The 24,499-nt window shown below is 69.5% G+C and carries 29 protein-coding genes, 2 tRNA genes and 1 pseudogene; 17 read left to right on the forward strand and 15 right to left on the reverse strand.

What is annotated here, in order from left to right; genetic code table 11:
• The first annotated feature begins 205 nt into the window (after nt 1-205).
• Nucleotides 206-1,129, forward strand: a complete 924-nt coding sequence (locus A6P39_RS45010; RefSeq protein ID WP_275884466.1) for an RNA polymerase sigma-70 factor — start codon at nt 206-208, stop codon at nt 1,127-1,129.
• Between the two features lie 127 nt (nt 1,130-1,256).
• Complete coding sequence (locus tag A6P39_RS45015) at nt 1,257-1,979, forward strand: sigma factor-like helix-turn-helix DNA-binding protein (RefSeq protein WP_275884467.1); 723 nt, start codon at nt 1,257-1,259, stop codon at nt 1,977-1,979.
• Between the two features lie 218 nt (nt 1,980-2,197).
• Here the strand turns inward: A6P39_RS45015 and A6P39_RS45020 are convergent, their stop codons facing one another.
• Nucleotides 2,198-3,469, reverse strand: a complete 1,272-nt coding sequence (locus tag A6P39_RS45020; RefSeq protein ID WP_275884468.1) for an NAD(P)/FAD-dependent oxidoreductase — start codon at nt 3,467-3,469, stop codon at nt 2,198-2,200.
• Between the two features lie 191 nt (nt 3,470-3,660).
• On the opposite strand from A6P39_RS45020, the gene A6P39_RS45025 reads away from it, so the two are divergent.
• Nucleotides 3,661-3,819 (forward strand): hypothetical protein, encoded by a 159-nt coding sequence (locus tag A6P39_RS45025; RefSeq protein ID WP_275884469.1) that lies wholly within the window; start codon nt 3,661-3,663, stop codon nt 3,817-3,819.
• Nucleotides 3,820-4,086: 267 nt separating this feature from the next.
• On the opposite strand, the gene A6P39_RS45030 is transcribed toward A6P39_RS45025, so the two are convergent.
• Nucleotides 4,087-5,358: an NAD(P)/FAD-dependent oxidoreductase gene (locus A6P39_RS45030; RefSeq protein WP_275884470.1), complete on the reverse strand. Its 1,272-nt coding sequence runs from the start codon at nt 5,356-5,358 to the stop codon at nt 4,087-4,089.
• Between the two features lie 131 nt (nt 5,359-5,489).
• A complete protein-coding gene (locus A6P39_RS45035; RefSeq protein ID WP_275884471.1) occupies nt 5,490-5,963 on the reverse strand; it encodes a carboxymuconolactone decarboxylase family protein in 474 nt (157 codons plus the stop codon).
• Between the two features lie 488 nt (nt 5,964-6,451).
• Between A6P39_RS45035 and A6P39_RS45040 the strand changes: the two genes are divergently transcribed.
• The 6 genes from A6P39_RS45040 (at nt 6,452) to A6P39_RS45065 (ending at nt 11,244) form a co-directional block, all read left to right on the forward strand.
• Nucleotides 6,452-7,723 (forward strand): cation:proton antiporter domain-containing protein, encoded by a 1,272-nt coding sequence (locus tag A6P39_RS45040; protein ID WP_275884472.1) that lies wholly within the window; start codon nt 6,452-6,454, stop codon nt 7,721-7,723.
• A gap of 41 nt (nt 7,724-7,764) precedes the next feature.
• Nucleotides 7,765-7,950 carry a hypothetical protein gene (locus A6P39_RS45770; protein ID WP_443053132.1) on the forward strand — a complete coding sequence of 62 codons (186 nt, stop codon included), beginning with the start codon at nt 7,765-7,767 and terminating at the stop codon, nt 7,948-7,950.
• A gap of 87 nt (nt 7,951-8,037) precedes the next feature.
• The gene (locus A6P39_RS45050; RefSeq protein WP_275884473.1) at nt 8,038-9,420 is read left to right on the forward strand and encodes an MFS transporter; all 1,383 of its coding nucleotides are present in this window, start codon (nt 8,038-8,040) and stop codon (nt 9,418-9,420) included.
• Between the two features lie 168 nt (nt 9,421-9,588).
• On the forward strand, nt 9,589-9,843 hold the full coding sequence (locus A6P39_RS45055) for a ribbon-helix-helix protein (protein WP_275884474.1): 255 nt from the start codon (nt 9,589-9,591) through the stop codon (nt 9,841-9,843).
• Nucleotides 9,840-10,214, forward strand: coding sequence for a hypothetical protein (locus tag A6P39_RS45060; RefSeq protein WP_275884475.1), 375 nt, complete (start codon nt 9,840-9,842; stop codon nt 10,212-10,214). The genes A6P39_RS45055 and A6P39_RS45060 overlap by 4 nt, the downstream gene beginning before the upstream one ends.
• 274 nt (nt 10,215-10,488) lie before the next feature.
• Nucleotides 10,489-11,244, forward strand: a complete 756-nt coding sequence (locus A6P39_RS45065) for a hypothetical protein (protein ID WP_275884476.1) — start codon at nt 10,489-10,491, stop codon at nt 11,242-11,244.
• 47 nt (nt 11,245-11,291) lie between these two features.
• Here A6P39_RS45065 and A6P39_RS45070 read toward each other — a convergent pair whose 3' ends face one another.
• Nucleotides 11,292-11,624 (reverse strand): helix-turn-helix domain-containing protein, encoded by a 333-nt coding sequence (locus A6P39_RS45070; RefSeq protein WP_275884477.1) that lies wholly within the window; start codon nt 11,622-11,624, stop codon nt 11,292-11,294.
• Between the two features lie 203 nt (nt 11,625-11,827).
• Nucleotides 11,828-12,583, reverse strand: a complete 756-nt coding sequence (locus A6P39_RS45075) for a glycosyltransferase family 2 protein (RefSeq protein WP_275884478.1) — start codon at nt 12,581-12,583, stop codon at nt 11,828-11,830.
• A 304-nt stretch (nt 12,584-12,887) separates the two neighbouring features.
• Between A6P39_RS45075 and A6P39_RS45080 the strand changes: the two genes are divergently transcribed.
• Together A6P39_RS45080 and A6P39_RS45085 are read left to right on the forward strand one after the other, a co-directional pair.
• Nucleotides 12,888-13,553, forward strand: coding sequence for a DUF4097 family beta strand repeat-containing protein (locus tag A6P39_RS45080; protein ID WP_275884586.1), 666 nt, complete (start codon nt 12,888-12,890; stop codon nt 13,551-13,553).
• A gap of 105 nt (nt 13,554-13,658) precedes the next feature.
• A complete protein-coding gene (locus tag A6P39_RS45085) occupies nt 13,659-14,477 on the forward strand; it encodes an alpha/beta fold hydrolase (protein ID WP_275884479.1) in 819 nt (272 codons plus the stop codon).
• A 25-nt stretch (nt 14,478-14,502) separates the two neighbouring features.
• Here the strand turns inward: A6P39_RS45085 and A6P39_RS45090 are convergent.
• Nucleotides 14,503-14,598: transfer RNA gene (locus tag A6P39_RS45090), tRNA-OTHER, on the reverse strand.
• 472 nt (nt 14,599-15,070) lie between these two features.
• Here A6P39_RS45090 and A6P39_RS45095 point away from each other — a divergent pair.
• Nucleotides 15,071-15,424: a hypothetical protein gene (locus tag A6P39_RS45095; RefSeq protein WP_275884480.1), complete on the forward strand. Its 354-nt coding sequence runs from the start codon at nt 15,071-15,073 to the stop codon at nt 15,422-15,424.
• A gap of 184 nt (nt 15,425-15,608) precedes the next feature.
• Here the strand turns inward: A6P39_RS45095 and A6P39_RS45100 are convergent.
• Together A6P39_RS45100 and A6P39_RS45105 are read right to left on the reverse strand one after the other, a co-directional pair.
• A tRNA-Cys gene (locus A6P39_RS45100) sits at nt 15,609-15,704 on the reverse strand.
• A gap of 145 nt (nt 15,705-15,849) precedes the next feature.
• Nucleotides 15,850-16,371: a TetR/AcrR family transcriptional regulator gene (locus A6P39_RS45105; protein ID WP_275884481.1), complete on the reverse strand. Its 522-nt coding sequence runs from the start codon at nt 16,369-16,371 to the stop codon at nt 15,850-15,852.
• Nucleotides 16,372-16,614: 243 nt separating this feature from the next.
• On the opposite strand from A6P39_RS45105, the gene A6P39_RS45110 reads away from it, so the two are divergent.
• Nucleotides 16,615-17,577 (forward strand): alpha/beta hydrolase family protein, encoded by a 963-nt coding sequence (locus A6P39_RS45110; RefSeq protein WP_275884482.1) that lies wholly within the window; start codon nt 16,615-16,617, stop codon nt 17,575-17,577.
• A 59-nt stretch (nt 17,578-17,636) separates the two neighbouring features.
• Here the strand turns inward: A6P39_RS45110 and A6P39_RS45115 are convergent, their stop codons facing one another.
• The 3 genes from A6P39_RS45115 to A6P39_RS45125 all read right to left on the reverse strand — a co-directional run bounded on the left by A6P39_RS45115 (nt 17,637) and on the right by A6P39_RS45125 (nt 19,320).
• Nucleotides 17,637-18,314, reverse strand: coding sequence for a TetR/AcrR family transcriptional regulator (locus A6P39_RS45115; RefSeq protein WP_275884483.1), 678 nt, complete (start codon nt 18,312-18,314; stop codon nt 17,637-17,639).
• Nucleotides 18,307-18,711: a PaaI family thioesterase gene (locus tag A6P39_RS45120; protein WP_275884484.1), complete on the reverse strand. Its 405-nt coding sequence runs from the start codon at nt 18,709-18,711 to the stop codon at nt 18,307-18,309. The genes A6P39_RS45115 and A6P39_RS45120 overlap by 8 nt, the downstream gene beginning before the upstream one ends.
• Nucleotides 18,712-18,909: 198 nt before the next feature.
• The gene (locus A6P39_RS45125; RefSeq protein WP_275884485.1) at nt 18,910-19,320 is read right to left on the reverse strand and encodes a nuclear transport factor 2 family protein; all 411 of its coding nucleotides are present in this window, start codon (nt 19,318-19,320) and stop codon (nt 18,910-18,912) included.
• A gap of 219 nt (nt 19,321-19,539) precedes the next feature.
• Between A6P39_RS45125 and A6P39_RS45130 the strand changes: the two genes are divergently transcribed.
• The gene (locus A6P39_RS45130) at nt 19,540-20,169 is read left to right on the forward strand and encodes an LUD domain-containing protein (protein WP_275884486.1); all 630 of its coding nucleotides are present in this window, start codon (nt 19,540-19,542) and stop codon (nt 20,167-20,169) included.
• Between the two features lie 4 nt (nt 20,170-20,173).
• Here the strand turns inward: A6P39_RS45130 and A6P39_RS45135 are convergent, their stop codons facing one another.
• Both A6P39_RS45135 and A6P39_RS45775 read right to left on the reverse strand, forming a co-directional pair.
• The gene (locus tag A6P39_RS45135) at nt 20,174-20,665 is read right to left on the reverse strand and encodes a hypothetical protein (protein WP_275884487.1); all 492 of its coding nucleotides are present in this window, start codon (nt 20,663-20,665) and stop codon (nt 20,174-20,176) included.
• A gap of 49 nt (nt 20,666-20,714) precedes the next feature.
• Nucleotides 20,715-20,789, reverse strand: a pseudogene (locus A6P39_RS45775) (transposase); the annotation flags it as partial.
• Between the two features lie 116 nt (nt 20,790-20,905).
• Here A6P39_RS45775 and A6P39_RS45140 point away from each other — a divergent pair.
• Complete coding sequence (locus A6P39_RS45140; RefSeq protein ID WP_275884488.1) at nt 20,906-21,403, forward strand: hypothetical protein; 498 nt, start codon at nt 20,906-20,908, stop codon at nt 21,401-21,403.
• Nucleotides 21,404-21,859: 456 nt separating this feature from the next.
• Nucleotides 21,860-22,084 (forward strand): hypothetical protein, encoded by a 225-nt coding sequence (locus A6P39_RS45145; RefSeq protein ID WP_275884489.1) that lies wholly within the window; start codon nt 21,860-21,862, stop codon nt 22,082-22,084.
• A gap of 33 nt (nt 22,085-22,117) precedes the next feature.
• On the opposite strand, the gene A6P39_RS45150 is transcribed toward A6P39_RS45145, so the two are convergent.
• Nucleotides 22,118-22,348 carry a hypothetical protein gene (locus A6P39_RS45150; protein ID WP_275884490.1) on the reverse strand — a complete coding sequence of 77 codons (231 nt, stop codon included), beginning with the start codon at nt 22,346-22,348 and terminating at the stop codon, nt 22,118-22,120.
• A gap of 484 nt (nt 22,349-22,832) precedes the next feature.
• Nucleotides 22,833-23,429, reverse strand: a complete 597-nt coding sequence (locus A6P39_RS45155) for a hypothetical protein (RefSeq protein ID WP_275884491.1) — start codon at nt 23,427-23,429, stop codon at nt 22,833-22,835.
• 292 nt (nt 23,430-23,721) lie between these two features.
• Here A6P39_RS45155 and A6P39_RS45160 point away from each other — a divergent pair, with 292 nt between their 5' ends.
• Nucleotides 23,722-24,474 carry a hypothetical protein gene (locus tag A6P39_RS45160; protein ID WP_275884492.1) on the forward strand — a complete coding sequence of 251 codons (753 nt, stop codon included), beginning with the start codon at nt 23,722-23,724 and terminating at the stop codon, nt 24,472-24,474.
• Nucleotides 24,475-24,499: the final 25 nt, after the last annotated feature.

The following is a 24,499-nucleotide window of genomic DNA, read 5'->3' on the forward strand; positions in this document are numbered from 1 at the left end:
CGACAAGGCAGCACACCGGCGCCGCCGCCCGGACGAACCGGGCGGCGGCGCCATGTCACAACCGGCCGGGCTGTCTCGTCTCAGGAATGAGGGACAGACTCTCGACGACGCGGCGTACGCCGCCGTCCTGGTCGCAGAGCAGAAGGTGAAAAGCGTGGTCAACACCGTCGACGAGGGACAGCCGCGGCTTCAAGGAGGAGCTGGCGTGACCCGGACCGAGCAGTTCGAGGGGCTGCGGCCCCTGCTGTTCTCGATCGCCTACCGGATCCTGGGCAGTGTGAGCGAGGCCGAGGACGCCGTCCAGGAGACCTGGCTGCGCTTCGACGCCTCCCGGACCGAGCCCACGTCGCTCAAGGCCTTCCTGTCGGCCACGGTGACCCGGATCTCGATCGACGTGCTGCGCTCGGCCCGGGTCCGGCGCGAGGAGTACGTCGGGCAGTGGCTGCCCGAACCGCTGCTCACCGACCCCTACGAGGATCCGGTGCGCTCGGCGGAACTGGCCGACTCGCTGTCGATGGCCGCCCTGCTGCTGATGGAGCGGCTCTCCCCGCTCGAGCGCGCGGTCTTCGTCCTGCGGGAGGTGTTCACCTTCGGCTTCCCCGAGATCGCCTCGGCCGTGGGGCGCTCGGAATCGGCCTGCCGCCAGCTCGCGGTGCGAGCCCGCCGGCACATGGACGAGGGACGGCCCCGCTTCGAGGCCGACCGTCAGGAGCGGCAGGAACTCGCCGAGCGGTTCTTCGGCGCCCTGCGGGAGGGCGACGTCGACGGGCTGCGTGAACTGCTCGCCGCCGACGTGCAGTTGATCGGGGACGGTGGCGGAAAGGTGCCGCAGCTGGCCCGGGCCGTCACCGGCGGCGACAACGTGGCACGGCTGCTCGCCTGGTTCTTCCCCATGCTCATGCGGGTCGATGTCGCGCTGGAGCCCCAGCAGCTCAACGGCCAGCCCGGCGCGATCTTCCGCGACCGGGACGACAAAGTGCTCAACACCTGGACGCTCGACGTGCTCGACGGACAGATCCAGACGATCCGCGCGGTGAGCAATCCCGACAAGCTCGGGCATCTGGGGCCGGTGGCGGATGCCTGGGCGGTCAACCGCGAGGCGAACCGGGCCCGCCGCTGCACGGACTGACCGTACGAGACGACTGCGCCTGCTCGAGCACACGCTTTTCGGCTACCTCATCCCGGCTGAGACCAGGCAGTGGCACCCCCGAATCGCACTCTCCGTCGCGGCGGCCTGGACTCAGGGAGGAGCGAGCATGAGCCGGATCGAGGAGTTCGAGCAGGCGCGGCCCCTGCTGTTGTCGATCGCCCGTCGGATCCTGGGCAGTGGGCGCAAGGCCGAGGACGCGGTGCACGAGACGTGGCTGTGCTACGAGGCCCAGCCCCCGCAAGCCCCTTCGGACCGGGCGTTCCTGTCGGCCACGGTGACCCGGATCTCCATCGACATGCTGCGCTCGGCCCGCCCCGGGCCGGAGGGTGGGGCACAGCCGTGGCGTTCCGAGCAACTGCCGGCCGAACCGGCCCAGTCCCAGTCCCCGTCGGCGGCGGCCGTGGCGCTACTGGAGCGGCTGCCCCCGCTCGAGCGCGCGGTCTTCGTCCTGCGGGAGATCTTCGGCTGCGGCCTGCCGGAGATCGCATCGGCCCTGGGGCGTACGCAGGCGGCTTGCGACCGGCTCGCCGCCGCAGTGCCGAGGGCGGGCGACGGACGCGGCACGGTCCGGTGGCCGGGGCGTATCGACGGCGCGGAGGCGGTGGTTCGGGCGTTTGCCGCGATCGTCCCGTCGCTGACCCGCATAGACGTCACGATGGAGCCGCAGCAGGTGGGCCGCCGGCCGGGCGCGGTCTTCCGCGACCGTGAGGGCACGGTCCTTTGCGCGCTGGCGTTCGACGTTCTCGAGGGGCGGATCCAGACGATCCGCTGGCTGACCCGCCCGTACCCGTTCCGAGGCCCGGTGGCCGACGCGCCCGCGACCTCCTGACGGCAGGGATTCCCCGGCCCGGGCGACCACGTTTCCCACGGCGGCCGTCCGTGCCAGGAGGGGGAAGGCGGTCACCGACACCGAGAGTCCGACGAACACGGTGAACATGGCGGTGTTGTGGCCGGGGCGGCCCCGCACATGAACAGCGCCGTCCCGACCGATGCCGGCACCGTGAGCAACGGCCGTACGCCGGTCGGGACGAACGCGGGGCCTGGACCTCAGCCGGCGGCGGGAGCCGAGGCGTCGGCGATCAGGTCGTCGAAGTTGAGGCTGAACAGGGCGTGGTTGCCGGTGAGTCCGGAGACCAGCTTGACGAAGTCCACCTGGGCGTCGTTCTTCTTCTCCGGGTCGGTGATTTCCTGCGCCAGGTTGAAGTAGAAGCCCTTGGTCTTCGAGCGGTCGTAGAACTGCTCCACGAAGACGCGGATGTCGTTGAAGAAGTCCTGGTACGCGGAGGCGTACCGGTCGAGCGCCTTCTCCTCGATCTCCGGGTGCTCGACGATCCGGTCAACGACCTTCGCCAGCGAGCTGGCCGCCATGGTCGCGAGCGCGACACCGGTCGAGAACAGCGGGTCCACGAAGGCGGCGGCGTCGCCGACCAGCACCCAGCCGTTCCCGTAGAAGCGCTCGTTGGTGTAGGACCAGTCGCGCGCGGTGCGGAAGCCCGAGGTCTGGTGGGCGTCCTTGAGGAGTTCCTTCAGCTTGGAGGTCTTCGCCATCTCGGAGACGAAGAGGTCCTCCAGGGCCTTGTCGCTCGCGCTCGCGGTGGCCGAAGGCGTCACATACCCGACGCTGAAGACGCCCTTGTCGATCGGGATGCCCCAGAACCAGCCGTCCTGGATGCCCTCGATGAGGATGTTGGTCCACTCGTCGCCGGGGAGCCGGTGGCAGCCGTCGAAGTACGTCCACACCGCGACGTTCTGCAACTGGTCGTGCCAGTTGATCTCGGAGTACTTCCGGCCGATCACCCGGGCCTGCCCGGAGGCGTCGATGATCAGGGAGCCGCGGGTCTCGACGACGCCCTCGACGCCGCGCACGGCGTAGCGGACGCCGACGACGCGGCCGTCCTCCTCGATGGTGTCCTTCACCGTCGCCTCTTCCACGACGACGGCACCCAGCTCGCGGGCCCGGTCCAGGATCATCGTGTCCAGGTCGGCGCGGCGCGTGTGGTAGGAGTACGGGATCTTTCCGCCGGTGCTGAACGAGAAGTTCCACGGGATCTCGTTGTTGCCCCAGACCAGCGTGCCGCCGTACTTGCGCTCGAAGCCCTTCGCCTCCATGCGCTCGGTCAGGCCGAGTTCCTCCATGGGAAGCATGAATCCGGGAATGAGCGATTCCCCGATGTGATAGCGGGGGAACCGCTCACGGTCGAGGACGAGAACACGACGGCCGCGCTGGGCGAGAAGCCCCGCGGCGGTCGAACCGGCGGGCCCGCCGCCGATGATGATGACGTCGAAATCGTCAGCTAGCCCAATCATTTTGGACGACATGCGAGACCTTCCCCAGATTCGACATTCTCGCGTTGCGTGAAGACTTTCTCCGCTCCCGCAGAGCGCGTTTCACAGACCAGGGTGCGGGGGCCGGTCAGACCATGTCACCGCTCAGATTGCTCAGGGCATCGTCATGCGGGTCGGCCGGGCTGGTAGTCGCCGGCGGGCAGTTGGAGATGGAGCCGCGGCAGGTGGGCCGTCGGCCGGGCGCGGTCTTCCGCGACCGTGAGGGCACGGTCCTTTGCGCGCTGGCGTTCGACGTTCTCGAGGGGCGGATCCAGACGATCCGCTGGCTGACCCGCCCGTACCCGTTCCGGGGCCCGGTGGCCGACGCGCCCGCGGCCTCCTGACGGCAGGGATTCCCCGGCCGTCCGCGGACAGCATGCCCGGGCCGCCGCCCGCCGCCTGGGCGGCGGCCCGGGCGACCACGTTCACCACGGCGGCCGTCCGTGCCAGGAGGGGGAAGGCGGTCACCGACACCGAGAGTCCGACGAACACGGTGAACATGGCGGTGTTGTGGCCGGGGCGGCCCCGCACATGAACAGCGCCGTCCCGACCGGTGCCGGCACTGTGAGCAACGGCCGTACGCCGGTCGGGACGAACGCGGGGCCTGGACCTCAGCCGGCGGCGGGAGCCGAGGCGTCGGCGATCAGGTCGTCGAGATCGGGGTTGAACAGGGCGTCTTTGCGGGCGAGTCCGGAGATCAGCTGGACGAAGTCCACGTGGGCGTCGTTCTTCTTGTCCGGGTCGGTGATCTTCTGAGCCAGGTCGAAGTAGAAGCCCTTGGTCTTCGAGCGGTCGTAGAACCCCTCCACGAAGACGCGGATGTTGGCGAAGAAGTCCTGGTACGCGGAGGTGTACCGGTCGAGCGCCTTCTCCTCGATCTCCGGGTACTCGATGATCTTGTCGACGACCTTCGCCAGGGAGCTGGCCGCCATGGTCGCGAGCGCGACACCGGGCGAGAACAGCGGGTCCACGAAGGCGGCGGCGTCGCCGACCAGCACCCAGCCGTTCCCGTAGAAGCTCTCGTGGTTGTAGGACCAGTCGCGCGCGCTGCGGAAGCCCGAGGTCTGGTGGGCGTCCTTGAGGAGTTCCTTCAGCTTGAAGGTCTTCGCCATCTGGGAGGCGAAGAGGTCCTCCAGGGACTTGTCGCTCGCGCTCGCGGTGGCCGAAGGCGTCACATACCCGACGCTGAAGACGCCCTTGTCGATCGGGATGCCCCAGAACCAGCCGTCCTGGATGCCCTCGATGAGGATGTTGGTCCACTCGTCGCCGGGGAGCCGGTGGCAGCCGTCGAAGTACGCCCACACCGCGACGTTCTGCAACTGCTCGTGCCAGTTGATCTCGGAGTACTTCCGGCCGATCACCCGGGCCTGCCCGGAGGCGTCGATGATCAGGGAGCCGCGGGTCTCGACGACGCCCTCGACGCCGCGCACGGCGTAGCGGACGCCGACGACGCGGCCGTCCTCCTCGATGGTGTCCTTCACCGTCGCCTCTTCCACGACGACGGCACCCAGCTCGCGGGCCCGGTCCAGGATCATCGTGTCCAGGTCGGCGCGGCGCGTGTGGTAGGCGTACGGGATCTTTCCGCCGGTGGCGAACGAGAAGTTCCACGGGATCTCGTTGTTGCCCCAGACCACCGTGCCGCCGTACTTGCGCTCGAAGCCCTTCTCCTCCAGGCGCTCGGTCAGGCCGAGTTCCTCCATGGGAAGCATGAATCCGGGAATGAGCGATTCCCCGATGTGATAGCGGGGGAACCGCTCACGGTCGAGGACGAGAACACGGCGGCCGCGCTGGGCGAGAATCCCCGCGGCGGTCGAACCGGCGGGCCCGCCGCCGATGATGATCACGTCGAAATCGTCAGCTAGCCCAATCAGTTTGGACGACATGCGAGACCTTCCCCAGATCCGACATTCTCGCGTTGCGTGAAGACTTTCTCCGCTCCCGCAGAGCGCGTTTCACAGACCAGGGTGCGGGGGCCGATCAGACCATGTCACCGCTCAGATTGCTCAGGGCATCGTCATGCGGGTCGGCCGGGCTGATAGTCGCCGGCGGGCAGTTGGAGCATGACGTTGCCCCGGTTGAAGGCGTTGATGAGGGAGATGGTGCACACCAGGGCCGCGAGCTGTTCCTCGTCGTAGTGCTTGGCGGCCCGGGCCCAGGCCTCGTCCGTGACCCCGCCGGCCGCGTCGGCGATACGGGTGCCCTGCTCCGCCAGCTCCAGCGCGGCACGCTCGGCCTCGGTGAACACGGTGGCCTCCCGCCAGGCCGCGACCAGGTGCAGCCGCTGGTGGGTCACCCCGGCGTGCGCGGCGTCCTTGGTGTGCATGTCGACGCAGAAACCGCAGCCGTTGATCTGGCTGGCGCGCAGCATCACCAGTTCGCGGATCGCGGCCGGCAGCGACGAGCCCTCGAGCACCTTGGCCGCCGCGACCAGGCGCTTGCCGAACTGTGCTGTGACGTGGCTCTCGACCGGGTTCAGGCGGGCGTTCATGGCACTCCTCGGATCGTCGACGCTGATACATACCCTTGGACGGATCAGCTCTGCCCCCTGTGACACGCGCACTAAAGTGCCCCTCTGTTGCTCTTCGTTAGCCTCCGGCCAGGGCCGTGATCCTCCCGGCGCCGCCCTCAGGATTCGCCGCCGGACTGACAGGAGCAGACACATATGTCTATCGAGCAGAAGGGCAAGGGCGACCTCGCCGCGCTGCTGGCCGGCGGCGACACCTGGACGGTCGTCGGCTGACACCGCCTGAGGAAGCACCGGGCATGCGCACGAGAACGGCTCGACGCAGACGCTGCCCTGCCTCGACCACGCGGCGGAAAGCTGCTGTCCGGCCCCCTCCCGGGGCTATGAGCCAGGACACCATGTACCGCTCTGGTGCCCGGGTTTCCCTCTCATTGTCCGTCCTGCCTGCCCGCCCGGGCTGCGCGCACTGCACAGAGGCACAGGACGGACGGCACCTCACGGAGACGGATGTCATGGATACGCATCAGACCTCGTCACTACTGATCGGCCTCGCAGCCATGGTGCTCCTGGCCTGCCTGCTCGGTGCGCTGGCCCGGCAGCTGGGCCAGCCGGCCGTGATCGGTGAAGTCCTCGCCGGTATCGCGCTGGGACCGACCCTGTTCCATGGGGCGATCGCCAAAGGTCTCTTCCCGCACGATATCCGGCCCCTGCTCAGCGCCCTGGCCGCGGTCGGTGTCGCGGTCTTCATGTTCCTCGTCGGCATGGAGTGGGACGCGGCGATGATCCGCGGCAGCGGAAGCCTCGCGGCCACCGTGTCGCTCAGCTCCATTCTGCTGCCGTTCGGCCTCGGTCTGCTGCTGGCGCTGTACCTGATGGGCGACTACGGCACCGGTGACAAGACGTCGTTCATGCTCTTCATCGGCATCTCCATGTCCATCACGGCGTTTCCGGTCCTGGCCCGGATCCTCACCGACCGGCGCATGACCCACACCCCGCTCGGTGTGATGGCCCTGGCCTGCGCCTCCATCGACGACGTCCTCGCCTGGTCCCTGCTCGCCGCCGTGGTCGCCATCAGCGGCTCGGTCGGCCCCGACCAGTGGCGCATCCTGCTCGCCGTCCCCTACCTGCTGGGCATGCTCTTCGTCGTGCGCCCCCTGCTGCAGCGTTATGCGGCTCGCAAGCCCGGGCTGCGGCTCACCCCGACCGCGTTCGCGTGCGTCCTGGCGGGTGTGCTGCTGTCCGCCGCCGCCACCGAATGGGTCGGCCTGCACTACATCTTCGGCGCGTTCCTCTTCGGCCTGATTCTCCCGCGCACCGGCACCGAGCAGCTGCGCGCCGAAGTGCACGGCAAGCTCGGGCAGATGAACAGCACGCTGCTGCTACCCGTGTTCTTCCTGGTCGCCGGCTTGAACGTCGACCTGTCAGGGGTGGGCGCGGCCGGGCTGGGCACCGTGGCGCTGATCCTCCTGGTGGCCGTCGGCGGCAAGTTCACCGGCGCGTTCGCCGCCGCCCGCCTCAACGGGATGCCGGTCAGGCAGTCCGCCGCGCTCGCCACGCTGATGAACACCCGCGGCCTTACCGAACTCATCGTGCTGAACGTGGGCCTGCAACTGGGCTTCCTCAAGCAGGACCTCTACTCGCTGATGGTGGTGATGGCCGTGGTCACCACCGCGATGGCGGGTCCGCTGCTGACCTGGATCGTCGGCCGGCCGACGGCGGAGGACATGCCGAAGGGCCACGACGTCTCCGAGCACCTGGCGGGGACCGCGGGCAAGGCCGCCTAGCTCGTGGCCGCCGGGGACACGGAGGACAGGGAGAGCGGCGAGTGAGCGTCACGGTACGGGTGCCGGCGAAGGTCAATGTCCAGCTCGCGGTCGGTGCCGTGCGCCCGGACGGATTCCACGGCCTGGCCAGTGTCTTCCTCCTCCCGGACATGAAGCCCCGCCCCGAGCCCGGCCGGCCGTCGGCGCCGGCCGCACACGTGCCGGACAGCGGAACACGGCGAGTCTGACTTGGCCGCCCGGACACCACCGCGGACAGCGGACACCATGCCGGACACGCGAACTGCGCACGTACGTACGCACGAAAGGGCTCGCTCATGACCACGGATGCTTCGCCACGGCTGAGTCCGCAGGAGTTCATCGACCACAGCCCGATGAGCCGCAGGCAGTGGCTCATCGTGACTCTGGGCCTGCTCATGATGATCGCCGAAGGCCTCGACGCCACCATCGCCGCCTTTGTCTTCCCCCGGATCAAGAAGGACTGGGGGACCGGGATCGACGCCGTGACCATCACCGTGACCCTGGGCATCCTGGCGATGGTCGTCGGCGGTGTGGCCGTGGGGCCGCTCGCCGACCGCCGCGGCCGCAAGGGCATCACCGTCGCAGGCATCGCCGTCTTCGGCCTGGGCACGGCCGGTATGGGGCTGACCCAGGGCATCGGCGCCCTCGCCGCCCTGCGGGTCGTGGCCTGTCTGGGGCTCGGCGCGGTCCTGCCCGGGGTGCTGGCCCTGGTCGCGGACTGGACCCCGGCCAGGCGCCGCAGCCAGATGGTCGCGCTCGCCTTCACCGGCGTCACGGCCGGCACCACCCTCGGCGGAGTCCTCTCCGCTGCCCTCATCCCCGCGTTCGGCTGGCGCACCCTCCTGGCCGTCTGCGGACTCGCCCCGCTGCTGCTGATCCCGGCGGTCGTCCGCTGTGTCCCGGAGTCCGTGGGCGTGCTCGCCGCCCGCGGACGGCCGCAGGACGTCCGCCGGGCCCTTGCGACCGTGCTCCCGGACGCGGACCCGTCCCATGTCACCCCGGACCGGACCGCCACCGCCGTAGGGCACACTCCGCGCCCCTCCGCCCGTCTCATCCTGTCCCGTGGCTTCAGGGCGACCACCCTCCTGCTGTGGCTGTGCTTCTTCGTGGGCCTGGGCGTCGTCTTCGTGATCCTCAGCTATCTGCCCCTGCTGACCGAGCACATGGGTCTGACGGATGCCCAGGCGGGCGTGGCCGTCGCGCTGTTCGGCTGGGGCGGCCTGGCAGGACAGCTCTCGATGTCCTTCGCCCTCAAACGCTACGACCGCTTCCGGGTGCTGACCGCCTTGTGGGCACTGAGCGTCCTCGTCCTGGCGGCGGCCGGCCTGTGGGCTCACGGGTTCGCGGCGCTGCTCGTGGGGGCGTTCGTCCTCGGCTTCTGCCTCCCGGCGGCCAATGCCGCCCTGCAGGCGATTGCCGTGGCCGTTTACCCGCCCTCCCTGCGCGCCACCGGCATGAGCTGGGCGAGCAGCATGGGCAAGCTGGGCCCCGTGGTCTGCGGCGTGCTCGGCGGTCTGATGGTCAAGGCGGGCTGGACGCTGGGCACGGTCCTCCTCGTCCTCGCCGTCCCCGTCGGCCTGTGCATCCTGGCCGCGTTCGCTCTGCAGGCACGAAGCCGTGCCCCGCACGCCGAACCCCACCATGCCACGCGCCCGCTCCCGGTCGCGGAACACTCGTGACGGCGGCCCGCGAAGACCTGGGCGTCGAGGCACGCCCACCACGCCATGGTTGTGGATCTTCCGGGCGCAACAACCTCCACTCGGCAGAACGCCCCTCGTTGGGAAGACCGGGATCGGGCCCCCGGGCCTGCGTGCGCGGTGTGTTCTACCGGCGGTAGAATCGACGCCATGAGCAAGCCGACGAGCATCAAGACCAGCGAGGAAGTACGTGACCGGCTGCGCGTCCTCGCGGCCGAGCGCGGCACCACCATCACGGAGCTGCTGGAAGAGCTGGCCGCCCGCGAGCTGACCGCGGCCGAACGGGAGCAGCGGGCCGTCGAGGCCGCCCGTGAGCTGGGCATCGACTACACCGAGGAAGTCCAGCAGGCGGGCCAGGACGCCTGGGCGAGGATCCGCGCCCATCAGGGCGGCGCCGCCGCATGACCCTGACCGCCGTCCTGGACCACACCGCACTCACGGCCCTGTACCGAGCGGACCCCTTCTTCACCGGCCTCTACGTCGAGGCCTCCCGCGGCACCGGCCGCGTCATCATCCCGTCGCTGTCCCTCCTCGCCGCCGAGCACCAGGCCGCCGGGGCGGGCAGACACGCCGCGACCCTGCGCTTCGCCGCACACACCCCGTTCACCACGGAGCACGCGGCGGAGGCGATGGACTGGAAGAACGTGGACTGGCCGGTGGCCCACGCGGCGGCGATCGCCTGGCACGCGCTGAAGGCCGGAACCCCGCTCACGGTCCTGTCCCTGCAGCCGGAGCTGTACCGGGGCACGGGCATCACCCCGCTGAACCCCCTCTGAGGCGTGCGGCGGAGCGCCCCCGCTGGCCAATTGTTGCTCAAAGTAACGGCACCGTGCCGCGCCGGCTGACATTATCGGCTCTACTCGCGGCAGCTCTCGAGGAAAGGCGCGCCGGCGAGAGGACCGGGCGCCGGTGCGACATGCCAAGACAGTCAGGCCTGCCTGGCCTGCGCACGCCGGCGGCGGTCCGGTCTGTCCGTGGGACGTCTTGGGGGCGCCGTCGATGAGTTGGTTTCACCACGCCTGGTCGGTCCATTACGTGTTACCGGCCACCGTGAGCGCCGCCGTCGCATGGATCGGGCTGGCCCGCGAGTTCGCCGGCAAAGGACGGCTGCTGGGCAGCTGGGCGTCGTCCGGTCTCACGCTGCTCGTGCTGGCGCTGATGGGGGTGGTGGCGGCCGGCGCGGTGATCCTGCTGCCGCACGCGGCGAAGATCCCGCCGGTGCTCGCGGGCGCCGCGACGGGCGCCACCGCGCTGCCCCGGCGCAAGCAGGACGAGACGGCGCAGCCCTACGTCAAGTTCATGACGCTGGGCATCGCCCTGGCCAGGGAGCGGCTGGCGCAGCGGGTGCACCTCGACACCTGCACCTGGTCGGACCGCTTCCTCCACGGCATCGAAACGTCCGCCCAGCTCAGGGTGTTCGCCCACGACCTCAAGCTCTACCTGCTGGACCGGCATCCGCTCGCCGCCGAGACCAAGACGGTCAACACCATGTACGCGGAGGCCGAGAAGGCGATCGACACGGCGCTGGACGTGCAGACCCGCATCGACGAGGCACGCCGGGCCGGTGACGTCGCCTGGCAGCGCGATCCCACCGACGGGGAACTCTTCGAGCAACGCCGGGCGTTCGGCACCGCCCGCGCCCAGTGCGGACACCTGCTGCAGTTCGCGTACACCCACGGCCGCCGAAGCGAGAACGAGGAACTGCGGACCCTGCGGGCGAAGGCGATGTCGAACGACGCCTTCCACAGCCCGGGACTGCCACCGCAGCGACGCTGGTACGACCGCTGGCTGACCCGCGGACGGTAGGCGGCGGGCCGGCGACGACTTTGCGCCATACGCGCCGGCACGGACGTTCAGTGGTGGGCCGGAGACCCCATGCTCCGCACGGCCGTGGAGTCGCTGTCGCGGCAGCCTTGGGCGCCCGCCGACTGCGGCCGTGGGCAGAAGGTGATCTGGACGTCGGCATCCAGCGCCTCCGCCACGGCGGCGAGCGTGCGCACCGTCAGATTCGCGTCCCCCGACATGATCTGGCTGACCCGTCCCGGACTGACACCCATCGCCTTCGCCAGATCGGACCGCGTCTTGCCGAGCCCCGCCAGCAGCCCGGCCAGTGAGGCCGTGGCCTGCCGCGCCACCTGTGAGGCCGCTAATTCCGTCCGGCTCTCGTCACGGGCGAAGATTCCCATGTGTCACCCCCAACTCACTGTGCGGCAACGCTTGTTGCCACACCATCAGGATGCCACCTTTAGCTATAACTAAAAACTCGCTTGGTGGAAATTCTCCGTCCTACGCCCGCCACTCACCCCGCTGACCTGCGACAACACCGGTCCCGGGCGTGACGCGAAGTCACCCTGCCGGGCTAGGGGGTGTCGTTCGGATCAAGCCGGCGTCACGGGCTCTCGGCGTCGTCGGCCCAGGCCCGGACGGCTTGCGCGTGTTCGCGGATGAGGGACATGCGGGCCTGCCACTCGACGCCGTCGCGGTGGTCGGGGTGGGCGGTGATCTGCCCGGCGTGTTTGCGGTAGACGAGGCCGGTCTCGCCGATGAACCAGCCGTCCGTGAGGGCGTCGAGGCCGAGGAGGAGCCCGGTGTCACCGGAGGCGGGCAGGGCCATCCAGCCGCCGAGCAGGGCCAGCAGGGTGCGCCGGACGCACAGGGTGGCGGGATGGACCTGGGGGCGGTGGTGCTCGGCCCAGAACGCGAAGGCGCTCCCGCGCGCGAGGAGGCCCGGCGGCGGGTCGCTGAGTTCGAAGGAGACGGTGCTGCCGTCGTCGAGGAGGTCGACGACCCGGGAGGTGGTCCAGCCCACCGAGGGCCGGTTCTCCAGTACGGCGAGGTCGCGGGCGAGGGCCCCCGGGGTGAGCTGGTCGTCGGAGTCGAGGGTCTTCACGTAGCGGCCGGTGGAGCGGGCGAAGGCCATCGTCCGCGCCACATGGGGTCCGCCGGCCCGGGAGGCGGAGATCCGGATCCGCCGGTCGTCGGCCGGAAGACACTCCTGCGCGCGCACGCCGCTCCCGTCTTCCTGCACGCACCACTCCCATGACCACCCGTCGGGCAGTTCCTGGGCGAGCAGGGAGGCGTAGGCGTCGGGGAGGAACCGGGCGGCGGCGCCGTGTACGGGAGTGACGACGGAGACGACGTTCATGAGCCTGAGCGTATCTGTGCTGATCAAACTCCCGCGCCGGCGCCCGCGGTGCTGTGGCGGAGAGGGCCCGGCGCAGCCGGCAGCGGGCGGTGCCGCATAGCGTTCACCTTCATTCCATTGCAACGTCAAGGTCAGGAACGTTGCGTTACCGTCCAGATCGTTGCAACGAAATACAGGCATCTACTTGCAGCTATAGCGATTCTGCGCAACGAACGTGTTGCCGGATCCATGAATGCAACGTAGCGTTTCTGTCATCGGAAACAACGAGCCGAAGGAACGCACGATGCAGAAGAACCAGAGCACGATGCAGAAGTTCGACACCCCCGCCCCGATCTCCGCCGTCCTGGACATCCCCGCCGGGCGCATCCAGTTCATCGCCGCCGACCGCGCCGACACCACCGTCGAGGTCCTGCCCGCCAACCCCTCCAAGAGGCGCGACGTCCAGACCGCCGAGCAGACGGAGGTCGTCTACGCCGACGGCGTCCTGCGGATCCGCACCGGCGAGCCCAAGAACCAGCTCTTCGGCCCCTCCGGATCCCTGGAGGTCACCGTCAAGCTGCCCGCCGGCTCCCGCGTCGAGGCCAAGTCCGCCGCCTCGGAACTCCGCAGCGTCGGCCGCCTCGGCGACGTCACCTTCGAAGGCGCGTACCGCCAGATCAAGATCGACGAGGCCGGGAGCGTCCGTCTCACCGCGACCGACGGCGACGTCGAGATCGGCCGGCTGGGCGGCTCCGCGGAGATCAGCACCGCAAGGGGCGACATCCGGATCAACGAGGCCGTGCGCGGCACGGTCGAACTGCGCACCCAGTCCGGCGACATCACGGTCGGCGCCGCCGTCGGCGTCTCGGCCGCCCTGGACGCCGGCACCTCCTACGGCCGCATCAGCAACGCCCTCAAGAACGACGGCACCGCCGAACTCGACATCCGCGCCACCACCTCCCACGGCGACATCACCGCCCGCAGCCTCTGAAGAGCACCACCAGGACGGCCCGGCCGTCCGCCCCGAGGGCCCTGCGATCCACGTGCAGGGCCCGGGCAGGCCCCACAAGACACCTCACGCGACCAGGGGGATCCCATGACGAAGAACAGCACTTCCTCGACCGGTTCGAAGTGGACCGGCATGGTGCCGGTGGACGACACGGCCCTGGCCGTCACCGACACCGGCGGTCCCGGTGTCCCCGTGGTCTACCTCAACGGCCAGTTCGCCACCCAGGGGTACTGGCGGCGGGTCGTCGCCGAACTGGGGGCGGGATGGCGGCACATCACCTACGACGAGCGGGCTCGCGGCAGGAAGTCGAAGCGCTCGGCGGACTATTCCTTCGAGGCCGCCGTCCGGGACGTCGATGCCGTTCTCGCGGCCAGGGGTGTGGACCGGGCGCTGGTGGTGGGCTGGTCCTACGGAGCGGTCGTCGCTGCGCACTGGGCCGGCCGGAACCCGGGGCGGACCCTGGGCGCGGTCCTGGTCGACGGCGCGTTCCCGTACGACTGGCTGGACGAGGCGATGGAGCAGCGGATCCGCAAGCAGTTCCGGCAGTGGGGCTGGTTCATGCCGCTGATGCGCCCGACGGGCCTGACCCCGCGGATGAACGCCGAAGAGATGGCGAACAGCAACATCGAACTCGGCGTGCTCTCCCGCGAGCGTGAGCTGGGCCCCGTGCTGGACGGCATCACCGTCCCGGTGCGGTACGTGGTCGCTTCGGGCACCTCACTGGGAAGCCGCGGCGACGAGCAGGAACGGATACGCACCAGCCTCGACGCGGTGACCGCACGCAACCCGAACATCGACATCAGCGCGAAGGTCGCCAGTAACCACGGTGCCCTCCTGAAAAAGGACTTCCCGGCCATCGCCGAGGCCGTACGAGAGATCACCGCCCTCGACCGCAGGGGGCACTGAAGTCCCTTGCCGGGCAATGGTGTTGTGGCGGAGAGGGCAGGATTCGAACCTGCGTGGACCACGAGGGTCCGACTCCGGGCTGACGCCCTGGTCCCCGATAAGCCGCTCCGGGCACCTCTCCTCGCTCCCGGCCTTCGCGGTGTCCCGCGGTGCCGTTCACATGGATTACGGTGCCAGACCCGGCTGACGCACCTCTGACGCGCCGCTGACCACGCCGCGGCGCACCCTCACCCTGCCCCTGCACCGGGTCCCCCGAACAGAGTCCCCCTGCTGTTACTGAAGCCACTGGGCCGTTCGAAGGAGGTGAGGCAGCGAGACGGCCAAGAACATGACAGCCCGTCAGCTGCGCTTCTTCCTGGTCGCAGCGTGACCCCCAGCTGGGGCAGGGCCGGCACCCGGCCCCTCCCCGGCATCAATGGGCCATACAACGGAGAGTCACGGATATATCCGCTCTTTGCAACACGAATCGTCTCCGCCGTCTGGTGTCGCCGCGGAGGGCCACAGTGTGAGGCCTCGGCACCGAGCCGGGAACTTCGGATGGCACGCCCGGCCCCGACCGGGGTCGGTGTGCACGATCGTGAGGTGACAGATTCATGTCTGTTTCTCGTAAGACGGTCCGTCTGATCGCCACTTTTGTGGCTTCGGGCGCCCTCGTCGGCGCGGCCGCCATGCCGGCCCTGGCCGCCGGAGCCGGCCATGACCGCGACCACGGGAGGAGTTACTCGCACAGCCAAAGGAGCGACCGCGACCGCGACGGTCACTTCCGCGACCGCGACCGGGACCGGGACCGCGACGGTCACTTCCGGGACCGCGACGGTCATTTCCGCGACCGGGACGGGGACCGGAACCGGGGCTGGCATCGGGACGAGGGCCGGCACCACGGCTGGCACAGCGACCGGCACCGGGACCACGACCGCTACCACGGCCACTACCGCGGCCACCGCTGACCCGCCACACAGGCCGTGCTGTGACGCGGAGGCCCACCACACCCTCTGACCCGTCGTCATAGCCGGCACGGCCGCTCCACCCCGCCGGGGGCTGGGCGGAGCGGCCGTACGGCGACGTACCACCACCCAACGCGCCCGGCACGGGACTTCTGAAGTCCCGTGCCGGGCGTATGCGTTGTTGTTGTGGCGGAGAGGGCAGGATTCGAACCTGCGTGGACCGCGAGGGTCCGACACTGGGCTGCCGCCCTGGTCCCCGATAAACCGCTCCGGGCACCTCTCCTCGTTCCCGGCTTCCGCAGTTCCCTGCGCTGCCGTTCACGAGTACTACGGTGCCAGGCCGGCCTGACGCGCCTCTGACGCGCTGCTGATGGGACGGCGGGCTGAGTGGCTACGGGGGGACCAGGTCGCGATGCCGCTCGTCGGCATCAGGACGCGTGAGGTCCCTGCAGCCCCTGGAGAAGGAGAGCGATCAGGCGTCGGGGGTCGTAGCGGGGGTCGTTGTCGCGTCCGATGCAGAGGTTGCCGATGCCGCGCATCAACTCATACGGCTGCGTACCGGGCCTGATGTCACCGGCCTCGACCGCAGCGTCGAGCAGTTGGGCGCAGACGGGCAGCAGACGGTCGAGGAAGTAGGCGTGCAGCGCGGCGAAGCGGTCGTGGTCGGACTGCAGGGCGTCGGCGAGCCCATGCTTGGTGACGAGGAAGTCGACGAAAAGGTCAACCCACTGACGCAGTGCGTCGACCGGGGAGTCGACACTGGCCAGCAGGTTCGGGCCGGCCTCGGCGCATGCCTCGATCTGATGGCGGTAGACGGCCGTGACGAGATCCGCCCGGGTCGGGAAGTGGCGATAGATCGTGCCCATCCCGACGCCCGCCTGGGCCGCGATCTGGCGGATCGGTGCGTCGACGCCGGAGGTGACGAACACCTCGGCGGCGGCAGTGAGCACCGCCTGCCGGTTGCGCTGTGCGTCGGCCCGCTTGCCTCGGGACGGCGACTGCCCTGCGGGGTGTCGGTGGCCATCGCGCACTCCTTCCACACCGATTGACAAAACGGAGCGTCGCTCCGGATACTAAGTGGAGCGATGCTCCGCTTCAGGTTAGCCGAAGCAGGATGCTCCTGCCCACCTTGTCCGTCGTCGGTCGCAGGAGACCGGCGGACAGCAGGTTGCCACCGAGAGGGAACCCACACCGTGAGCACATCCACTGTCACCAGCGCCGACCCCTTCGGCACACCCGTCCCGGTCTTGTCCTTCAGCCCCGTAGTCCTCTCCGTGCCCGGACGTCCCGTGGACCTCCAGGTACGCGTCTCCGCACCCGCGAGCGGAACCGGCCTTGCCGTCATCCTCCTCTCTCACGGCCACGGCCCCTCGAACAACCTCTCCTCGCTCAACGGCTACGCGCCGCTCGCCAACTTCTGGGCCGCCCACGGATTCGTGGTCATCCAGCCAACCCACCTCTCCTCCAGGACGCTGAGTCACCTGGTCGCCGACGCCCCCGGGGCGCCGTTCTTCTGGCGCTCGCGCCCCGAGGACATGTCGCACATCCTCGATCGACTCGACATGATCGAGAAGGCCGTGCCATGGCTCTCCGGGCGGATCGACCACACCAAGGTCGCCGTTGCCGGGCACTCGTTCGGCGGCTTCACCTCCAGCCTCCTGCTCGGTGCCCGGGTCACCGACCCCGACGAGGGGAAAGTGGTGAGCCTTCTCGAACCGCGGATCAAGGCGGGCGTGCTGCTCGCCGCGCCCGGCAGGGGTGACGTCCTCAACGGACCGATGGCCGACGCGCTGCCGGTCCTGCGGACCATCGACTTCTCCACCATGACCACACCCACGCTGGTCGTCGCCGGCGACGAGGACGACTCCCGGCACTTCACGGACATGGGGCCCGACTGGCACGCCGACCCCTACACCCTCGCTCCCGGACCCAAGACCCTGCTCACCCTGTTCGGCGCGGAGCACGGGCTCGGCGGGATCGCCGGATACGACGCCGCCGAGACCACCGACGAGAACCCCGAACGAGTCGCCGCCCTCGCCCGGCTCACCGCGGCCTACCTCCACACCCAGCTTCGCCCCAGTGCCCCCACGTGGCAGGCCGAGTGCGAGGCACTGACGACCGACCCCGATCCGACAGGGCGACTCGAATCCAAGTAAGCCCCCGCCCCGCGGCCACGTCCCTCCTCGGCCGGTCCGCGCCATCGGGCGCATGGAGTTCACGTTTCGTGGCGGTCGTGGTGTGTGCGTGAGAGGGCGGCGGCGCCGTGGCAGGCGAGGGTGGCGGCATCGTCTGCGTACTGGGGGAGGTCGTCGGGCCATTTGGAGGTGGGCTGGAGGATCAGTAGTGAGACGGCGCCGTGCAGGCATGCGCAGATGGCCCGGGTCAGTGCCGTCACATCGCCGTGGAGTACGCCGGCGTCGGCGCATCGCTGCACCGTTTCCCTCAGGAATCGGAAGCAGGCGTCGGCGACCTGCTCGGTGGCGGCTGTCGCGGGTCCGGTCGCGACCAGGCGGTAGCGCAGGGGGTGGTCGAGCCCGAACCTGATGTAGGCGACACTGCGTTGGTGGAGTTCGGTGAACGGGTCGGTGGTCCGGGCGCTGATGTTCAGCATGTGTTGGCCGAGTTCGTCCCAGATCCCGAGGCACACGGTGTGCAGCAGTTCCAGTCGGTTGTCGAAGTGCAGATATACCGAGGGGGTGCTGACCCCGACGGCCTGTGCCACCGCTCGGATGGTCACGCCGTCCTCGCCGGCGTTGTCGAGCAGTGTGCCGGCTGCTTCGATGAGTTCGTCCCTCAGTCGGCCGCCGTGGCCTCGCTTGGCGCGGCTGCGCCGACGGCCTTGGGTTGTGCCGGCGCGGTCGTCGGTCGTGGTCTGGCCGGGTCCCTCAGTCATGGCGCCTGCGCAGGGCGGCGAGTTGGGTGACGCGGGCGCAGAGCCGGTCTTTGTCGTCCCTGATGTCGATTTCCACGGTGACCGTCGACTTGCCGACGTGCAGCGGGCGGGAGGTCGCGAAGGCGCCGGTGCCGTGTACGGGCCGCAGGAAGTGGGTGGTGGATTCCATGGTCGCGGGGACGGTGTCGGCGGTCCCGTTCAGCGTGGCGCACACGGCGCCGGCTACATCGGCCAGCCCCATCAGTGCCCCGCCGTGCATCGCGGCGCCGACGGTGGACTGCTCGGGCGTGTAGGCGAGTTGCGCGGTGACGGCGTCGGCCTTGAGGGATCCGAAGCGTATCCCGAGCGTTCTGGCGAACGGCGCCAAGGTGTAGACGTCTTGCGCGGTGACGGTCATCGCGGCCCCTCGGATTGTCGCCGTTAAGTTAACGGTGACATGTTATGTGGGCGTCACGGTTCGCGTCCACGCCTGTGGCGCGAGGCTGCAGGGCTGTGCGGTCTTCCGGTGCCGATCGCAGGCGCGCTGCTCACCGCCTACCGTGCACGAGTTCGTCAGCGCGCTTGAACTGGCCACTGGCCGCGCCGGACGGTTCCCTCACCGGGCGGTCAGTCCGCCCGGCCTGGCCATCGCCACCGCGAGACCGTCCATGTAGTCGCGGCAGTGAACGATCAAGCCGGCCCGGATCCGCAGCACCAGCAGGCTCGGCACGCCGAAGGCAGGCCCCTCCGGCCCCACATGTCCGCGGGTGTGCTGCTCCACCACGACCACCTCCTCGTCAGAGGTCCGGTGCAGCGCCGTGGTATCCACGCTGTCGATCACGACCGGGCTGGCACTCCACATCGCGCCGTAGGCGGCCCGGATGGCCTCGCGGCCCTCGAACCTGGGAGGGAACCCGGGAACGGTGAAGGGGACCTCATGGACCGCGTCCTCGGCATACAGCGCGGCCAGCGCGTCGGCCGACTTCTTGCGCATGGCCTCTTGGTAGCGCATCACAGTGGTGTCCATATCGCCTCTCCTTCGCAATGGTCAGCTGCCAGGACACCAGTGTGTCGTCCACCCGGATCGGATGGTCATGGTGCCCAGCGCTCCTTCGGTCGAACTTCGGCCCTCACAAGTCCGACAAGACAGAACGCCGGGATGTGAGGTCAACGCGCCGCCTCACATTCGGGCACGCCGCATCGTCGGAGTTGGTGGGAGACAAGGACATCACGAGCAGGAGGAACCATGACCACTTCCATCAAGGCCGCGCAGTTCGCCTCCCCCGCGCCGGCGCAGCGTCTGGAACGGGCGGCCGCGGCGCTGACGGAACACGGCTTCGTCGTCGAGATCCTCGACGACGCTGCCGCCGCGAGGGCCCGTATCGAGGAACTCATTCCCGAGGGCGCGAGCGTGTTCACCGGGGCCAGCGAGACGCTTCGCATCTCCGGCATCGACGACGACATCAACACCAGCGGTCGGTACGACTCCGTCAAGGCCCGAGGGTGGCAGATGGATCGGGCCACCCAGAGGAACGAGATCTGGCGGGCCCTGTCGGTCCCCGACTTCATCGTGGGCAGCATCGCCGCAGTCACCGAGACCGGCTCCCTGGTGGCCGCCTCGGCCAGTGGAAGCCAACTGCCCGGCTACGGCGGAGCCGCCGCCCGCGCGATCTGGGTCGTCGGAGCCCAGAAACTGGTGCCGGACCTGTCCACCGCACTGCGCCGGGTCGAGGAGCACTGCCTGCCGCTGGAGAACGAACGCGCCCAGAAGGCCTACGGCGTGCCCAGCGCCCTCAACCGGATCCTCATCCTCAACGCCGAACCCGACCCCGGCCGCGGCACCGTGCTGCTGCTCCGCGAAGCCATCGGGTTCTGAGTGGTTACGGCGTCTCTTCCGCGAGCGTGTGGTGCGCCATGGTGAGGAGTCGGGCGATTCTCAGGGGTGCGCAGAGGGTGGCGGGGGAGTGGATGGGTACGGCCCAGTGGGAGGGGTAGGCGCGGGGGTTGTGGTCGATGTGTTGGAGGCTGGGTACGCCGAGGTGGGCACCCCGTCCGAGCAGCTCGACGTCGAGCTGCGTGCGCCATGTGCCGGCGGCGTGGTGCCAGGCGCGGGGCATGCTCGCGGGGACGAGCACGTAGTACCGGAGGCTGTGTGGGTCGCAGATGACCGGCCCGCCGTCGAGGGCGTCATCGAGGAAGCCGCCGATTTCGTCGGGCTCTTCTGACTCCGCTACGGCATGCACGAGCCGGCCGGGGATGCGTACGGCGGAGAAGAGGGTGCCTAGCGGCAGGAGGGCTACTCCGTGTTCCTGCCATTCCAGGCGGGCCTGGCTGGGTTCGGGACGGGTTGAGAGCAGCCAGTGTCTCCGCATGGGCTGCATCCGCTGGCAGCACGAAGGTTTCCCCATCCCCGGCGACTCCCATGAGCCGGGACCGCTGGCCCGGCTTGTAGCAGGCCATGCCTGCCATCGACACCCGTCCCGAGCCCCGATTCCTAAAGCAGCAGCCGGGGCCCGCTGCCAGGGCGTGAGTACTTGGCCTACAACGATTGCCTCCCGCATACGGCTCCCAGCCGTCAGGATTCCTCTATGGACTCAGGAGTGGCTGCCGTTATGGGTGCAGCCGTGGGAGTGGTGGGTACCACCCTCGCGGCTGCTGTTGCCGGCTTATCAGCCCAGCGACAGGTCAGGGCAGAGCACCGGCACTGGCGTCGGCAGCTCCGCCGCGACGCGTACTCGGCATTCACGGCCAGGGCGGACGAGCTGCGCAAGGTGCTGAAGGAGATCAATGCCGAGCTGATCACGCCGGGAGCGGATCTCGACGCCGTCCGCACCGCCCTCGATGGCGCCCGCGGACTACTGAATGGCAGGCTCGCCGACGCTCAGGCGACGGTGGAGATCGAAGGGCCGGAGAGGCTGGCACGCATGGCGGAGGAGCTGTCTCGCTCACTCTCGGCCTGCGTCGCCGCCATCAGCGCGGCCACCCTTGGGCGCGGCGCCGGCAGTACCTCCGCCGTGACGGATCCCCAAGGTGCTAGGCGATTCCTGGACCACGCATCGTCGAAGCGCACCCAGTTCGTTGAACACGCTCGAAGGACCATCGACGTGTGAAGCCAGCCGTCGGTCCCGGCACCCCAGGCGCTCAATCTTCGCTGAGACCGCTCAACCTTCGTTGTTCGCCGGGCTGTACGCCGCCCTGTACCCGGGCGTGCGCAAGCCCACTCGGGTGAGCGGACGCGGCGGCGGGCCTGCCCGTCGCGGAGGACCCGAGACCTTCTCGCTCCCTGACCAGCCTGAGCGTCTAGTGGTGCCCCAGTCGCTTCTCGAGACCATGCGCATGGTGGCCGCTGAGCCAAGGCCACCTGCTCTGTGCCGCTGAGTTCTAGATACGAGCTGGTCGTGGGGGTGAACACGCTGTCCGTCGCCGCGACCGACGTGCTCTTCTCCCTCGATGACGCCGACTGAGCAGCCGGATGGGCTCACGAGGGCGCCCTTGGATCCTGGTGACCTCCCAATTCCGAACTGCCCGCTGAGACGAGCTGCCGTTGTCGCTCGTACGATGACCGCGTGACAGCCCGCCGTACCCTTGGCGCTGACCCCCAGGCCCTGCACAGCATCCGCGCCGCCCAGGCCGACCTGCTCGACGCCCTCCCCGGGGTTCACCTCCCCGACTTGGACGAGCTGCGGACCCGTGGCGTACTCGGCACCCGCCCGGCGACGACCCCGGCCCCGCGGCGAATGCTCGGCGCCGGCGGCCGCACCGACGACGAACCGCCCCACCCCGCCGTCTGACGTCGGAGCCGACCAGGACGACCGACCGCTGCGCTATCGACGGGACAAGGCGAGGGCGACCGTAACAAGCAGGGTCACGGCGCCGAACGCCGTTCCCAGAGGGGCGCCCAAGGACGGGTGGCGCCACGTCAGGTAGGCGAGCCCGGCGCCGACGAGCAGGATCACGAGCACCAGGACCAGGATCAGCAGCGGCCAGATCGCGCGGGCAGGCGCCGTGGGTCCCTGGGGATGCGGGTCCACAGGGGGAGGCGTGGTTGCAGGCATGAGACTTCCTTGTCTGAGCGTGACCGAGTCACGCGTGAACTGGGCAGTGGAACCTTGGGGCACCGAGGTGTTAGCCCCGCAAGTCCCTCCGCTTCTTGAGCTGGGCTCGCCTCGTGGTCGACAGGACCGGGACACGAAAAGCCCCCGGCATCGGTCAGGAGGCAGGCGGGGCGAGAGCAGAAGAGCAGTCCGGCGGATGGCATTCAAGGTTCGTCCGGCATCTCACCCTCGAAGTCTTCTAGCGAGTCGAACACCCGGTAGACCGAGGCGAATCAGGCGCCTGCACGCGTGCACGAGCACACGACTGCTCCGGCGACCGGTCCGCCGGTCCCCGGAGCAGTCGCGCCGAGGTGTAGAGGAGCGTCACCACGGCTACAGACCAACAGGGCGGCCCGCAGGCGGGTGGCGGTACGCGACGTATCCGACGAACGCTCCAGCGAGGAGAAGGACGAGCACGCGCAGGTCGAGGGGACCGTTCACCGGGTCACCCCCGAACTGACCGCCGCTGTGCGGTGCGGCGGCGCTGCTCGGCTGCTCGGCGCCTGGCCTTGCGCCGGACTCGTTCACCGAAGGCCTCCGGGTCGGTGGCGCCAGCGGCAGCCGCGGCCTCTGTCCAGGTGGATCCCTCACCTTCCGCGTACGCGAGGACGACCTGCCGCTCGGCTGGATCCAGGCTGCGCAGTACAGCGTTGAGCCGCTCGTCCTCAAACACCCCGGACGCCGTTCGCGTGAGCAGGTCGGCATCGGCGGCGACCAGGTCGTACAGCGACAGCCCGTCACCGAGTTCCGCGTCGAGAGACAGCACCCGCCCGTGCCGGGTCCGCCGTCGCCAGACCGGTACCAGCTGCCGGTGCAGCATTCGTGCCTCCGCCTTCAGGGAGCCGATGGCGGTGTGGGGTAGGTGGCCGGTGCTGAACAACGGTTCGCACCAGTCGCCGAGAAGCGCGGTTGATAGTGCCCGCCGCCATCGCTCGCTGCGCGGCATCGTCAGGGCGTGGGCGGCGAAGCGGTCTACCGACTCAGGATTGAAGTCGAGAGCAATCATCGTGGTGTTCGCCCAGAACGGCGCGGTTACTGCCAAAGCGCCGCGGCGGAGTTGTAGCGCCCATAGCAAGTCCCGCGCGTGGAAGACGCCGGCGTTACGAACGTGCCTCTCCGGACTGACCAGATGGATGCCGCCGTCCGAGGCCGTAGCCACGTCGAGCCGACTGCCGTGGAGGACAGTGTCTGCGCAGGACTGACCATGACTGGACTGGGGTTCCACGGTGGGCTGCTCCTTCGGTAAGCGGGGGTGTTCACCTCTCGGCCCTGGGGGGCAGGTCTACCGGCAACGAACTTGCCTACGCTGTTGTGTGACGTCAATCACGGCTCGCGTGGGCTCTGTCCGAAGGGGGCTCGCCCTCGCGCCGGGTGGCGCCTCACACTCTGGGCCCGCACATTCGGAGGGCGCCACCGGACGATGCACTTCGCCCTCGCCGGACGCGAGCACGAACTGGCCTGGCTCCGGGTGCGCGACATCGCCGACGACCCCGAGGGCCGCGGACTCATCGTGGACATCCGGGTGTCCAAGATCGCCCCCCGCACGGTCGAAGTGCCCTTCGGCTCACGCGCCCACCTCTGCCCGGTCCGCTCATGGCGCCGCTGGAAGGACGAGCTGGGCGAGGACGCCGACCCCGACAGCTTCGCCTACCGGTCTGGCCAACGTGGCGCGGTTGCGGGAGAAGGCGGGGGACTGGGAGAGCGCCGAGACCCTCTTCCGGCAGGCCGCCGACGCTGGCCACACCAGTGCCCTGATCGAACTGGCGTGGATGCGGGAGCGGGCCGGGGACCGGGAGGGCGCCGAGACCCTCTTCCGGCAGGCCGCCGACGCCGGCGAATCTTGGCTCAGCGTCGTAAGGCAGTGGCCGTACATCAACGGGCTGCGGTTCATCACGATCGAGGCCTACGACACGGAGGCCGCGCTGACCGCCACCGAACTGCTGCGCGCCGGGCACTCCTGGGCGGCCGGCCACGCCATCCACGCCGCCCGCCCCTCCGCCGACTTCCCCACAGGCCGCTTCCTGCTCACCCTGACACCCGAGCTGTACGAAGGAACCGGCGTCCAAGCCGTCCACCCCGACGACTAGGGCCTGTCTGACAATGTCCAGGGCC

Origin of the sequence: Streptomyces sp. FXJ1.172, assembly GCF_001636945.3 — a bacterium.
Lineage (GTDB): Bacteria > Actinomycetota > Actinomycetes > Streptomycetales > Streptomycetaceae > Streptomyces.